11 protein-coding genes and 2 pseudogenes are annotated in these 13,686 nt (G+C 58.4%); 7 read left to right on the top strand and 6 right to left on the bottom strand.

Going from position 1 to position 13,686, the window contains the following annotated elements; genetic code table 11:
- The first annotated feature begins 160 nt into the window (after positions 1–160).
- From A6B35_RS32145 to A6B35_RS32140, 3 genes and pseudogenes are all read left to right on the top strand, one after another.
- The gene (locus A6B35_RS32145) at positions 161–1,213 is read left to right on the top strand and encodes an LLM class flavin-dependent oxidoreductase (RefSeq protein WP_006199571.1); all 1,053 of its coding nucleotides are present in this window, start codon (positions 161–163) and stop codon (positions 1,211–1,213) included.
- A gap of 293 nt (positions 1,214–1,506) precedes the next feature.
- Positions 1,507–1,818, top strand: a pseudogene (locus tag A6B35_RS36940) (ferredoxin family protein); the annotation flags it as partial.
- Between the two features lie 35 nt (positions 1,819–1,853).
- Positions 1,854–2,474 (top strand): nitrogen fixation protein NifQ, encoded by a 621-nt coding sequence (locus tag A6B35_RS32140; RefSeq protein ID WP_006199570.1) that lies wholly within the window; start codon positions 1,854–1,856, stop codon positions 2,472–2,474.
- Here the strand turns inward: A6B35_RS32140 and rpoN are convergent.
- Positions 2,471–3,955, bottom strand: a complete 1,485-nt coding sequence (gene rpoN / locus A6B35_RS32135; RefSeq protein WP_050900680.1) for an RNA polymerase factor sigma-54 — start codon at positions 3,953–3,955, stop codon at positions 2,471–2,473. The genes A6B35_RS32140 and rpoN overlap by 4 nt on opposite strands.
- A 70-nt stretch (positions 3,956–4,025) precedes the next feature.
- Positions 4,026–4,559: a peroxiredoxin gene (locus tag A6B35_RS32130; RefSeq protein ID WP_006199568.1), complete on the bottom strand. Its 534-nt coding sequence runs from the start codon at positions 4,557–4,559 to the stop codon at positions 4,026–4,028.
- A 1,632-nt stretch (positions 4,560–6,191) separates the two neighbouring features.
- Here A6B35_RS32130 and A6B35_RS36000 point away from each other — a divergent pair.
- Positions 6,192–6,473 carry a GntR family transcriptional regulator gene (locus A6B35_RS36000; protein ID WP_040581774.1) on the top strand — a complete coding sequence of 94 codons (282 nt, stop codon included), beginning with the start codon at positions 6,192–6,194 and terminating at the stop codon, positions 6,471–6,473.
- Here the strand turns inward: A6B35_RS36000 and A6B35_RS32120 are convergent.
- Positions 6,456–7,571, bottom strand: a complete 1,116-nt coding sequence (locus A6B35_RS32120) for a Fic family protein (RefSeq protein ID WP_006199564.1) — start codon at positions 7,569–7,571, stop codon at positions 6,456–6,458. The two genes, A6B35_RS36000 and A6B35_RS32120, sit on opposite strands and share 18 nt — an antisense overlap.
- Positions 7,572–7,919: 348 nt before the next feature.
- Between A6B35_RS32120 and A6B35_RS36935 the strand changes: the two are divergent.
- Positions 7,920–8,066, top strand: a pseudogene (locus A6B35_RS36935) (XRE family transcriptional regulator); the annotation flags it as partial.
- 50 nt (positions 8,067–8,116) lie between these two features.
- Here A6B35_RS36935 and A6B35_RS32115 read toward each other — a convergent pair.
- The 3 genes from A6B35_RS32115 to A6B35_RS32105 are packed head-to-tail and all read right to left on the bottom strand — an operon-like array spanning position 8,117 to position 10,279.
- Positions 8,117–9,082, bottom strand: coding sequence for a DUF4238 domain-containing protein (locus A6B35_RS32115; RefSeq protein WP_006199562.1), 966 nt, complete (start codon positions 9,080–9,082; stop codon positions 8,117–8,119).
- Positions 9,082–9,297, bottom strand: coding sequence for a hypothetical protein (locus A6B35_RS32110; protein WP_040581783.1), 216 nt, complete (start codon positions 9,295–9,297; stop codon positions 9,082–9,084). Before A6B35_RS32110 ends, A6B35_RS32115 begins: the two co-directional genes overlap by 1 nt.
- A gap of 55 nt (positions 9,298–9,352) precedes the next feature.
- Entirely contained in the window at positions 9,353–10,279 is a 927-nt protein-coding gene (locus tag A6B35_RS32105; RefSeq protein ID WP_139032163.1) for an AbiJ-NTD4 domain-containing protein, read from the bottom strand.
- Positions 10,280–11,096: 817 nt separating this feature from the next.
- On the opposite strand from A6B35_RS32105, the gene nifH reads away from it, so the two are divergent.
- Positions 11,097–11,990, top strand: coding sequence for a nitrogenase iron protein (nifH, locus tag A6B35_RS32100; protein ID WP_006199559.1), 894 nt, complete (start codon positions 11,097–11,099; stop codon positions 11,988–11,990).
- Between the two features lie 101 nt (positions 11,991–12,091).
- Entirely contained in the window at positions 12,092–13,585 is a 1,494-nt protein-coding gene (nifD, locus tag A6B35_RS32095; protein WP_006199558.1) for a nitrogenase molybdenum-iron protein alpha chain, read from the top strand.
- The last annotated feature ends 101 nt before the right edge of the window (positions 13,586–13,686 follow it).

Here is a 13,686-nt window from a genome sequence, read left to right as displayed (position 1 = left end):
TCAACCGCTCCGCGCGCGCCTGCAACCGCCGAATGGCGAGCGGTTTGCCGCAGGACCACGCCGACGCCAAGGGCTGGATCGACATCGCGGCCAACGCCTGATGCGCATGCCCAGCGCATCCTCCGATCGGCAAACTCCCTTTGTAAAACAAGGACACACCATGGAATTCGCGACCTTCATCCTGGCCGCCCAGCGCGGCTATCATCAAACGTGCGATAGCGTCATCCGCAACTCTATCGAACAGGCCGTCGTTTCCGAGCAGGCAGGCTTCGGTACCGCGTGGTTCGCGGAGCACCACTTCAACAATTACAGCCTGATTCCCTCGCCCTTGATGATGGTGGCGCACTGCGCCGGCGTGACGAGCACCATTCGCCTTGGCACTGCCGTGTGCGTGCTGCCGCTCTATCAACCGCAACGCCTGCTTTCCGAGATCGGCTTCGCCGACATCCTCGCGAACGGCCGTCTCGAGCTCGGCGTCGGCTCGGGATACCAGCAATTCGAGTTCGAGCGCTTCGGCGTGAATATTGAGGAGGCGCCGGCCCTCTTTTCGGAACATTTGGACATCCTTCTGAAGGGCCTCAACCAAGACATCTTCGAGCACGACGGCCAGTATCAGAACATACCCCCGACGGCGATTTCGGTGCGCACCGTCCAGAGGCCGACCCCGCCGATCTGGATCGCCAGCGGGCCCGCGCGCATAGGCCGGGCCTATCGCGAAGGACACAATTTCTTTGTCACAGCATTCCACAACGGCTTGGAGACCTTGAGCGCGCTGCGCGAAACAATCGAGAAGACGGCGGCTTGCGAAGGCAAGAATGTCACGGACGCCAAGTTATCTCTGCTGCGTTGCTGCTATGCCAGCGACGACGAGGCCGAGATCAACAGCTATCTCGACAATGCCCGCTTCCAGCGCCGGCTGTCCGAAGCACTGCATCAGCGCCGCCAGCAGAGCCTGGACGGTTATCTCCTGCAGGAAACGCCCACGCAGCAGGATCTCTCATTCGAAACTATGCGCCAGAACCTGCCGATCGGCAGCGTGAATCGTGTGATTGATCGCCTGCTGGAAGAAATCGATATCTTGAAACCGGACCAGATCGCTATTCAGACCCAATTGGGGGATTTCGACCAGAAGACGATGCTGCGGCAGATCGAGCTTTGGGGCGACAAGATCATTCCAGCGATCAACAAGTCGCTCGCGAATGCCGGCGGTTGACCGCAACGGCTTGAACTCTCACCTCTGCCGCTTGATCGTTTCAAAGCGCGGTCAACATCGGGGCACGGAGCGTCTAGGGGGCGCTGCTAGCGATAGACTCGGGGTCGAAGGTGCAGTCAGAAAGGGAATTCAAGCGAATGCGGTGCCCAGCCTCCGTCGACTGTTCCCTGGCCCCTAGCCGCAGGCGGCGTTTAGCATGCCGCTCGCACGGCGAGGATGCCGGCTTCAGCAAAGCGTTCGCACGACGGGCACTCAGCAAGGGCGAGAGAGTTCGGTGCGTCGGAGAATTCCCGATGCGTAGCGCTTTCGTCACCCGCGACGGCTCCAGACGAATGCCGCGATATCTGACCGCGACCGACGGCATGACCTGGATGGGCTGCGGCCGCTGTTTTAACGTCTGCTCGCGCGCGGTCTTGCATCGTTACAGCTTCGATGACGCGGGTGAAATTTTCGGCGCCCGCGACGGCGAGGGCGATGTCGCCGGCGAGCTCAATCGCATGATCATGGTTCTCGACCGCTGTGCGGCTGCATTGGCTGCCCAGTCTGCGCCCTCGTCTGCCCGAAGAACTGACAGACGCCCTGTTGCGGCGGACCCGGTCGCGGCATGGCTTGATGGACAAACCAGAGGAGAATGGCACCTATGTTCGCCCGTCACTATGGCTGGTTCATCGACCGCCAACGGCCGCGGATCGAGCTGGAAAGCGGATTTGACCAGCATGTGCTTGGCTGTGTGCTTTCATGTGCGCTCGAGGAACTCGAGGCCGGCGAGGCGACGGCAACGGAAGCAACCGGCCTTTCGCGCGCCGAGCTGCGCGATGTCCTGTCCCGCGGCTTCCCTGCCATTCCTATCGGAGCGTTCGCTTTGGAAGAGGTGGACGAGCCCGAGCCGGATCTGGAGGAAGAACTCCTGCGCGGCCTGCTTTTGGCGCATGCCCGGCCGGGCGACCTAGCGAGCGTCCGGTTCGCCAAGATCATCGCCCGGCGTGCCATGCGCAATGACCATCTGTGGCAGGACCTTGGACTTTTCAATCGGGCCGAGGTCAGCCGCTTGCTTGCCACGCATTTCCCAACGCTAGCGGCTGGCAACACCAAAAACATGAGATGGAAGAAGTACTTTTACCGCAAGCTCTGCGAGGCTGAAGGTTTTTCCCTATGCACCACACCGAGTTGCCGGGAATGCAACGATTTCGAAAGCTGCTTCGGCCCGGAGGAAGGCGAAAGTCGCCTCGCACGGATCAAGAACGGGATCGCTTTGGATTAAGCGCCGCTTTGGTCAGCGGTACCAGGCGCCATGCCCTGATTGGCACTGAGCCATAAGCGCTTTTCCCGGCGCCGTTGTACGGAGGAGGGGATGTTCATCGCCTCGCGATATTTTGTGACGGTACGGCGCGCGACATCGATGCCGGTGTTCTTCAGCCGGACAGCGATGTCATCGTCGGAAAGCACGTCACCGGGGGATTCTGCGGCAATTATCGCTTTGATCCGGTGGCGGACAGCTTCCGCGGAGTGCGCCTCGCCGCCTTGGCAGGAGACAAGTGCGACAGTGAAGAAATACTTCAGTTCGAACACCCCGCGCGGGGTAAGCATGTACTTGTTCGAGGTCACCCGGCTCACGGTTGACTCGTGCACGTTGATCGCTTCGGCGACAGTCCTGAGATTGAGAGGCCGCAGATGGGCGACGCCATGTTCCAAGAAGGCACCCTGCTGTCGCACGATTTCAGCCGTAACCTTAAGAATTGTCTTGGCGCGCTGATCGAGGCTGCGGATCAGCCAGTTCGCGTTTTGCAGGCATTCGTTGAGAAATGCTTGATCTTTCGGATTTTGGTCGGTGAGACGCGAGACTTCGGCCAAGTAGGTTTGGTTGATCAGCAGCTTGGGCAACGTGTCGGGATCAAGTTCGATCTGCCATCCTCCTCCCGGCGAGGGCGTGACCCAGACGTCGGGTATGATGGATTCCGGCGCTCCGGATTGGAATCGATTTCCAGGCTTGGGATCGAGCGCACGGATTTCATGCAACATGTCGAGAAGGTCTTCTTGATCGACGCCGCAAAGCTGCTTCAATGCCTGAAAATCGCGTCGTGCAAGCAGCTCGAGATTGGCAACCAAGGCTGCCATCGCCGGGTCGAACCGGTCTCGCTGGCGTAACTGTATCTCGAGGCATTCGCTGAGAGTTCGAGCAAAAATTCCCGGTGGATCAAATTGCTGCAACGCTGCGAGAACCCGTTCCACATCAGCCGTCCGGATATTTAGGCGCTCGGCCAGCTCCGAAAGGTGTGCCTGAAGATAGCCGGTGTCTTCCAGATGAGCGGCAAGCTGGCCAGCTATCAGCCGCTCCTGCGGTGTGAATGGCGTGAGCGCGATCTGGCCAGCGACATGGTCGTGCAATGTTTCGGTGGAGGCGGTAAACTCGTCCAAGGTGGGGCGATTACCCGGCGGGTTGTTCGTTGTGTTGCGCAGCGATTTCCAATCCCCGAGTCGTTCGGAGGCTCCGGCGCTCGTCGGCCTATCAATGTCGTTTTCGCGTGCGCCGATCTGATCCTCCCGCGACATCGGCAAAACATCGCCAAAAGACTCGCCGTCGTTTGAAGCAGGCTCCAAAAGCGGGTTCTTCTCGAGTTCCTGCTCCACGAACTGATGCAGTTCGGCACGCGCCAGTTGCAGCAAGCGAATCGACGCAATCAGCTGAGGCGATGCGACCATAGATTGCTTCTGGCGTTGAAGCAGGCTTGCTGAGGATTGCATGGTTAGCCCTCAAAACCGATTGGGGAGGCTCTTGGCCGTGCGTAGTGGGATCGGCGAGACGTTACCCCCGTCATGCGGGGGCCTTCAGTGTTTCAAGGACGTTTTGCGGGGATGAGACACCATAAGGATCGGCCTCGCAGTTGTCGGAGAAACCTTCTTCCTCGAACCACTGCTCCACCGCGCCATTGTTGATCAGGGCGGCGTAGCGCCAGGAGCGCATGCCGAAGCCGAGATTGTCCTTGGCGACCAGCATGCCCATTTTGCGCGTGAACTCGCCGGAGCCGTCGGGAATGAGCTCGACCTTCTGCAGGCCCAAGCTCTTCGCCCACGCATTCATGACGAAGGCATCGTTGACGGAGACGCAGTAGATCGCGTCAATGCCCTCCTTCGCAAACTCGTCATAGAGCTTTTCGAAATTGGGCACTTGGTAGGTCGAGCAGGTCGGGGTGAAGGCGCCAGGCAGCGAGAACAGGACGACCCGCTTGCCCCCGAAATAGTCGTCGGATGTCTTGTCTTCCCAGCGGTATGGATTTGGCCCCTCAACGTTCTCATCACGAACACGCGTGCGAAAGGTGACGAAGGGAACCTTCTTTGTAACGGTCATCACTATTGCTCCTTTGGAAGAAAACTGGTGCATGGTTTCCTGGTTTGGGCCGATGCAGCATCGGCCGGCATGGCGGACATGAGATGCGGACCTTTGCGGCTTCCATTCTTTTCCATCCAGTTGCCTGGGAAGCCCTTGGCTCGTTGTCTTTGTGACCAAAAACGGCCAGGTCAATATGGGTGATCCGGGTGCCTTCAGACGGCTCGAGCAGGCCTTCGACGGCGACCGCGCTGGAAGCGATATCAATGACCCGCTGCTCGTCCTTGAGGAAAAATAGAGGGGATCGGCAGTGTCGTTGTCGAAATAGGCGTGTGACGCCTCAACTGTGACGTCGCGCAAGAGCCTCGCTTCACGGAACTGTTCCGGCGTGTTGGCCAGTGACACGCCGGCGTAGGCATGGGTGGCCCTTTGATGCAGTTCTTCGGCATTCACATGCTGATGAGGACCGACAAGCAGCAATTGGGCGAGCGCCCCACGTTTGGATGTCGGCGTCGGGCCAGATGTGCGGGGAACAGCTACCGAGCACGGATGTCTGGAGAGGATGACGTGCCGATGTTTAACCGGAATGGGCCCGGTTTCCTCAGGCGCTTGTCTGGAACGTCGCCTGTTGGCCATGGGTTGCGCGTCGCTTTCTCTGTGCCTTTGTCGGTTCTAGTGTGTGCTGCAAACGCCATGCCATCTGACTTGAAAGCAGCGGGTTAAAGCGATCTTTTTGCCTTCAGAGAAAGGACCATGCCTTCGCCAAGACCCCGCGCCATAGTCGCTTGCCTCACGCGCACCGAGCAAAGGTGCTGACCTGCGACTGCATCACCGGATTCTAAGGTGTTGCCTTGGAGATCGAAGGGATGTCCGCCGACCGTGTCGTGAAGAGACGACATGCTGCCAATTTCCAAATCGCAGCTGAATGTTCGCGGATGCCCGTATTTGGTCGCACCTGCGCACAGGCTCGAGCATAGGGCTGGCATGTTCTCGGCGCTGCTGCCGCCGGCGGCCACGATCAGCTGACCAGGAGCCGCCACGAAGGAAAGCCTGTCGGCTAAGATGGCGATCTCATCAGGTGGCGGACGACATCACGTCGAAGCCCAATGTCCGCCGCGGCGATTGCGGCATCCACAGCCCCTGCATCGACCACCGGTGTCTTTTTCCGGCGCCGCTTTGTCGCAACCTTGCGGCGGCAGCGGTCCCATGAAACCTTTGTGTCCGAAGGTGGACAAAAATGTCGGAAGCCCGACCAAAGGGTGAGGGGCGGGCCGCGGAACGGAGAAGGAGTTCAACGCGGACGGTACACTAATTCGGCACGCGTCTTGATGATTCTGTCACGGCGGGCGGCAATGGCATCTCCGATGGGACCGTAGAGCGGTTGGTGATGAAGCGCTTCGTGCGGCAGCCGTGACAAATATGTCCATCCCGATAGAGGGAGTGGAGGGTAAGACAAGCATGGTAGGCAGACATACTGATGCGCGGGAGTTCGTGCGATTTCAGGCGGCGATGCGCGGATCTGCGGAGACGATCGCCGTCCTGACGGTCGGCGCCAGCAAAAATCGCAAGGGGCTTACCGCCACCCGCGGCCCACTCCGGAGGGGGCCGTGACGTCACATGCGCAGAGGCGTGCGTATCGCTTTGTGAAAAACTATGGAACGCAACGTCTTATCGGACAGCGTTCCGATAAGCACTCGCCAGATCTCGACCATTCTCGGCGTCAGCCCTGTCCCGGTGCGCGAAGCTCTGTTTCGCGTGTCGCATGAAGGCCTGATGGACTTTGTTCCTGAAAAGGGTTTCTACGCGAAGACGTGCCGTGTCAGCCAATCGACGACTTCCTGCCGGCTTGCAGCCAGCCACCCCTCAATGCTCCAAGCAGGCTCTTTGACAGCCTGCTTCTTCTTTCTCTGTTATGGTTTAGGCGCGGCCAGCTAGGATGTTCAACGCGTAACGGGTGTGTCGCCGTTCGCCGGTTCTTATCAGTGCACCCTTGGCAACGAGGTCCTGCAAATCTCTTGTCGCCGTCGCGCGCGATGCCTGGGTGATGGCGATATAATTCTCGGCGCTGAGCCCTCCTTTGAAGCCGTCGATGCCTTCGCGGAACATGCGGGCGATGACCTTTTCCTGCCGCTCGGTGAACTGACCCCGGTAGCATTCGTAAAACTTGGCCTTGGCGACAGAGAATTCAACACGGGCGAGGGTTACGCGCTGGGCTTCAAGGATAGTGTTGGCGAAGTATAGCAGCCAATTGGTAATCGCGTTGCTCTTGTTGTTGGCCTCCAGGCTATCGTAATAGGCTTTGCGGTGGCGCTCGATCGTGTAGGCCAACGCGATGAGGCTGGGCTCGCCCAGGTTTTGCGCCAACGCCTTTTCGCAAAGGGCACGCCCTATGCGACCGTTGCCATCCTCGAACGGGTGAATGCTCTCGAAATAAAGGTGCGCGATACCGGCACGCGTCAACGCCGGGATCGGTGTCTTGCCTTTGGGTGAGGTATCGTTGAACCAAGCGGCGAAGGCGTCCATTTCGGTTTTCACCCGCGCGGAGGGCGGGGCCTCGAAATGCACTTTGGGCTTATCCAGCCGATTGGAAACGATCTGCATAGCGTCGGCGTGCTGGCGATAATTCCCGATGGTCTCCATACGTCGTTCACCCGACATCACCATCTTGTGCCAAGCGTAGAGGGTGCGATGCGAGAGCGCGTCGGCAAAATGCAAATATACATCGGCCATCATTTCCGCGATGCCGCGCTCGGCAGGGGGAATGCGCCTAGTCTCCCTGCCCAATCCAAGTTGCTGGCGCAAGGATGATTGCAAACTCTCGCGGTTGAGGTACTCCCCCTCGATTGCGGATGTCTTCAAGGCTTCTTCGCTGATAAGGTCGATGCGGATTTGGTCGCGATCGTCGGACCCTACATGACGAAAGACGCCCAGGAACTCGCCCGATCGCAGCAGAAACTCGCTTTCCAGCGGTTCCAGCTTCTTCTTATCGTAGGTGAAATGCGGCCAGTCGGCCTGCTCCCAATTCCATGCCATGAGTTATAAGGCACCTCTCTATAACTCATTGTGACACAAATAGTGAGCTATAGCAATCTATGCTTTGCCTCAGAATTAGGGCTTCGCCCCCTGCACGAACAAGGGCGCGGTCTCCGGAGGGTCGCACCTTCGGCTTGCGCGATCCGGTCCTCGGCCTTGTTCTCCTGCTTGATACGACCACCTGCATATTTGCTGCCTATCTGAACCTCGCCTCACGCTTCATGCCGACACGGCACAGACGCAAGGCTTACTTGATCTTCAGCGACAGGACCCAAGCGGTCTTATACTGCACGCCGAGTTCGCGGGAGAGATGCTGCGCGGCCTTGCGATTAATTGGCAACACCAAGCGCGGCGCTGGTAAATTATCGCCTCGATGGATTTTCCGTCGAACGGCTTATGGGTTTTCTTACGCTGCTAAACCGTGATGTCGAAATCGTCATCCGCCCTAGCCGCGATGATCGGTTGGGGCACGTCTCGGTGCATGCTCTGCGATGAGTGGGTAGCCGACTAGATGGCCAGAGCCTAAAACCGTCGGCGACTTTTCTCTACGGCAAAGACGGGCGTTGGTAGGGCATCACCCCCTGCTTAGCGACCACCATTTTGCCACCGCCCGGTGCTGGAATACGATCGACAAGCGACTCTACCCTATGATTGCGGTTCTTGCGTACAAACGGCAGTAGCCATTCTGCGTCGTCGTTGTAGAACACCATCGTCTCGGCAGCCCGCACCAATTGGCGGTTTACCTCTCGCGTTTCTTCAGGTCTCAACTTGCGAAACCGCGCACGAAAATGAGGGAACGAAAAGTCTAATTCCATGCCGCGTTCGCGTATTTTTGGATGTATGCGAACCGCAATGTCGGGGGCCAATGGCACCGTCTTGCTCACGACGCGATTGTCGAAGGACGGTCCAAGCCCTACTGGGAAATCGCTCGTGAAAAATGTCCCGTAAGCGGGATCGGCGAACATTACATCCCACCCCGCGTTGCCAAGAACATCAACCCGCGCTTCGATGCTGGTTATGCCAATCGCCTGTGGGTATCTCTCGTTGACGTTGAACCGGACGGCGCCCATTTCAAGCAACTCGGTCATGCTCTTGTTGCCAAGCTCCTTCGGAGCAGCTGGGAAAAGGCCCTGGGCATCGATGATTTCTGCCGCCGATTGGAGGGTCGCTGCAATATGGGGAGTGCCGATACGCATTGCGGTCGGCGAACATGTCATGACATAGGCGACGAAGCCAGCGATGACGTAGACGGCCGTTTCATCAATATCCCGACGCCGTATCGCTTCGAGCGCCGTGTTGTAGTTTGGCTCCACGCGTTTTAGAAAGGCCTCGATCGCGCGAGGCTCGACCAAAAAATCATTGGTGCTGCCGTCCGGCCGACGGCACACATTGTCTGACCACGGACGGAATTTTTTCAGGTCGTCTTTTTTGATCCCGACCAACGGTCCGCATCCGCCGTTGGAGTAAAAATTCTTCAAATGGACTTGCGAAACGAAGTGGTCGAGAGGCATCAGCCGCCGCCGGTGTTCCGGGCAATCTGCACCGCCGCGTCGCGCGAACCCCAACTGCCCTGAAAATACGCGTCAAGCGTTTCGCCGTCGGCAAACAGAGGCTCACCGCCCAGTGCGTCCCAATCTCCCTCCAAACGGTCACCAACACTGAAAGAGCCTTCATCGCCGATCAATTCCACGACAGCGTAACCGTCATCGTGGTGCACGACGATCATGCCCTCGTTTCTCGAAACAAAAACAACCTGCCCAGCGCTGCGCATATTTCTCCCCCTAAAACGGTATCTCGTCGGCCAACTCACGAGCTGCGGGCTCACGCAACGGTTCTGGCGGGGGCGGCGGCGAGCGCTCCAAATGCTTGGAGATCAGAAAATTATGGAAGGCGGCGGCAATCTGAATAGCCAGATCTCCGTACACGGTCGGGATGTTGACCACCGCTGCACCCTGTCCATGTCCGCCTAGTTTGTTGCGCAGAAAAGGCAATGCCTTCAGGACCTGGTCGGTAAAACCATTCCTGACCGCCTCGGGCAGATCATCGAAAAAGCCCTGTTGAGCAAGTTCCTTGATGAGCTTGTCGCCGTTGGCATGGTCCAGTCCCGTAAGAACCTTCATCACGCTCTCGAAACTATGCCCTGAATAGAAGATGGCTTCGCGAACATCACCGGCGCCGAGATACTGCCGGGCCTTGGCGAACTCGTCGCCCGCGCCTGCAAACCGATTGGCCGTCAGAGCGTCGTGTGCGGTTGTGGCAAGCCTGGCCCCGATGAAATCGCCGTCCAGCTTGAAAAATTCACCGTCAGAGAGCCGCCAGGGGCAATCATGCAGCTCAAATATCTGGTTGACCTTCTGGCGTAGTGCTTCCTTGTCGGAGTCATCCATTTGTCTGGAGGCCAGCTCGATCGTGTCAAAAACCCACGTGGCGTTGCCATGCTGAACCAGCAAACGTAGTTCGCCGGGCCGTTCAGACTGAGAACGTGATACGGGGAGTCGGTCCCAACCATGTTCGACGAGCAATTCGGACTCCACTTCCTCCAGAATGGATGATTGGGAAATCCAACGATCGTTTGGGTCGCGTTGGATATGCAGTGACGAATTGTTTGCCTGAAGCCACGCCCACAATTTGCGACGCGCCGCCTCCGGAATTTCCACGACCAGCTTGTTTTGTTCGATTGGACGAAAGTAACGCTGACTGAACAGCATGGGTTTCAAGCTCCAGAGATATCCAGGCACGATTGCGCTATCCTAGCCAGCCATATAGAACAAAGATAGAACGCAAACAATGAGCAACCGAGCGGTATCCGCCACCCATAAGAGGATACAGCTTTCGCCTTGGGGCAGACGATGAGCAACAGCATGGGCCTGCTGCGACCACGTTTCGTCAAGGGACGATTGATCACTAGAAGCCGCCTGTGGGACAAAAAAGCGACCGTCAAGCACATGCGATCCTAACTGCGAGAGTCCGCTTCCCACTGCTCATGCGGAGTTGTCGCCCAAATTTCCGCCTCACTAGCCGGACAACGGTCGGAGCCTCTGCCCCAAAAGCGGAAAAGGCCCTCTGGCCCTTCGGCTATGGTAACAGTGGTATTTTCGACACGAAATTTACACAGAATCCTACACATAGCCGCATGTGCAAGTCAAATATGGTAATTATTTCAATGTGATGCTATTAAGCGTATATGACTTAGAATCCCTTTCGCTGCGGGGTCCCCGTTTCGCGCAAAAACAGGCGTTCCGCGGGGAAGATGGCCGGCTCCGGCGAGGTCAACAGCGGTCGCAAGTTACCATCCGACGCGTCCTGTCGCCTTTGTCGGGTCCGCTACACAGGGGCTTGTTTGGCCGATCTCTTGTTTCGCCTCACGCTAAACAGCTGAAAAGCAATCACGAAATCTACTCTTCGGCTCGCTCAGCCAAATTGGCACGAGTCTTGAAACCCTTTGGTGCGAGGCGGCGAGAGCTGCCGACCGGCATTCATGTTGCGGGCAGCCGCGATTGATAGGAACGAAGGAAGGAAAGCTACATGGCACGTCTGCGTCAGATTGCCTTTTACGGCAAGGGCGGCATCGGCAAATCCACCACCTCCCAAAATACACTCGCCGCACTTGTTGACCTCGGGCAGAAGATTCTCATCGTCGGCTGCGACCCCAAAGCCGACTCCACCCGCCTGATTCTGAATGCGAAGGCACAGGATACGGTCCTGCACCTGGCGGCACAGGAAGGTTCGGTGGAAGACCTCGAACTCCAGGACGTGCTCAAGATTGGCTATAAAGGCATCAAGTGCGTGGAGTCCGGCGGTCCCGAGCCGGGTGTCGGCTGCGCGGGGCGCGGCGTCATCACCTCGATCAACTTCCTCGAGGAGAACGGCGCCTATGACGATGTCGACTATGTCTCCTATGACGTGCTCGGGGATGTGGTGTGCGGCGGTTTCGCGATGCCGATCCGCGAGAACAAGGCCCAGGAAATCTACATCGTCATGTCGGGCGAGATGATGGCGCTCTACGCCGCCAACAACATCGCCAAGGGCATCCTGAAATATGCGCATTCGGGCGGCGTGCGGCTGGGTGGCCTGATCTGCAACGAGCGCCAGACCGACCGCGAGCTCGACCTCGCCGAAGCGCTGGCTTCCAGGCTCAATTCCAAGCTCATCCACTTCGTGCCCCGCGACAACATCGTCCAGCACGCCGAACTCAGGAAGATGTCGGTGATCCAGTATGCGCCGGACTGCAAGCAGGCTGGGGAATACCGCGCACTGGCCGAGAAGATCCATGTCAATTCGGGCCAGGGCACCATCCCGACCCCGATCACCATGGAGGAGCTCGAGGACATGCTGCTCGACTTCGGCATCATGAAGACCGAGGAGCAGATGCTTGCCGAGCTTCAGGCCAAGGAAACGCCGAAGGCGGCCGCGCAGTAACGACGGCTGTCAAGCCAACATGAGGCGTGGCCTTGAGCTGGCGCCTTCCGAACAACGGCGCCTCGTCGGTGAGGCGTCATGCGAACCTTGAAAGGGGTCCCATGAGCCTCGAATACGAAAATGACGGTGCTCTGCATGCGAAGCTTATCGAGGAGGTGCTGTCGCAATATCCTGACAAGGCGGCCAAGCGCCGCAAAAAGCACCTCAGCGTCGCAAGGAGCGGAGACGAGGCTGGCGAGGTCGTTTCCGAATGCGACGTCAAATCGAACATCAAGTCGATTCCCGGCGTAATGACCATTCGCGGCTGCGCCTATGCCGGCTCTAAGGGCGTGGTCTGGGGGCCAGTCAAGGATATGGTCCATATCTCGCACGGTCCGGTCGGCTGCGGGCAATATTCCTGGTCGCAGCGGCGCAACTACTACGTCGGTACGACGGGCATCAACACGTTCGGTACAATGCAGTTCACCTCCGACTTCCAGGAGAAGGACATTGTCTTCGGCGGAGACAAGAAGCTGGAACAGATCATCGACGAGATTGAGGAACTGTTTCCGCTGAACAAGGGCATGAGCGTGCAATCCGAATGCCCGATTGGCCTGATCGGCGACGACACCGAAGCGGTGTCCCGCAACAAGGCCAAGGAGCACGAAAAGACGATCGTGCCAGTGCGCTGCGAGGGTTTCCGCGGCGTTTCGCAATCACTCGGCCACCACATCGCCAACGATGCGATCCGCGATTGGGTCTTCGAGAAGAAGGACGTCGAGTTCGAGGCCGGCCCATTCGACGTCAATGTGATCGGCGACTACAATATCGGCGGCGACGCCTGGGCTTCGCGCATCCTGCTCGAGGAGATGGGCCTGCGCGTGGTCGGCAACTGGTCGGGCGACGCCACGCTCGCCGAGATAGAACGCGCGCCGAAGGCCAAGCTCAACCTCATCCATTGCTACAGGTCGATGAACTACATCTGCCGGCACATGGAGGAAAAGTATGGCATCGACTGGATGGAGTACAATTTCTTCGGGCCCTCCCAAACGGAAGCTTCTCTGCGCAAGATAGCCAAGCATTTCGGGCCGGAAATCGAAGACAAGGCCGAGGCGGTTATCGCCAAATACCGGCCCCTGGTCGATGCGGTCATCGCCAAGTACCGGCCGCGCCTCGAAGGCAGGACCGTGATGCTCTATGTCGGCGGACTGCGCCCCCGTCACGTCGTAACGGCCTATGAGGACCTGGGCATGGTGATCGTCGGCACCGGCTACGAATTTGGCCATAACGACGATTATCAGCGCACCGGCCATTACGTGAAGAAGGGCACGCTGATCTATGACGACGTGACCGGTTACGAGCTGGAGAAGTTCATCGAGGGGATCCGCCCTGATCTCGTTGGCTCCGGCATCAAGGAAAAATACCCGGTGCAGAAGATGGGCATACCGTTCCGTCAAATGCATTCCTGGGATTATTCCGGCCCGTATCACGGCTACGACGGCTTCGCCATCTTCGCCCGCGACATGGATCTGGCCATCAACAACCCGGTCTGGGACCTCTACGACGCCCCTTGGAAGAAAAAAACCGAGCCGTCGGCGGCGATCGCAGCCGAATAGAACCTGGCCTCCCGAAGGCTGGGAGGCGATGAACGCCTGCGGCCCTGTGTCCGCGGGAGACCTGAAAATGTCTTGATTGTCCCTGTGCCGCCGTATGGCGC

This window comes from Mesorhizobium amorphae CCNWGS0123, assembly GCF_001686985.1.
GTDB classification, from domain to species: Bacteria; Pseudomonadota; Alphaproteobacteria; order Rhizobiales; family Rhizobiaceae; genus Mesorhizobium; species Mesorhizobium amorphae.
This window is presented reverse-complemented; position numbering and strand designations above follow the sequence as displayed.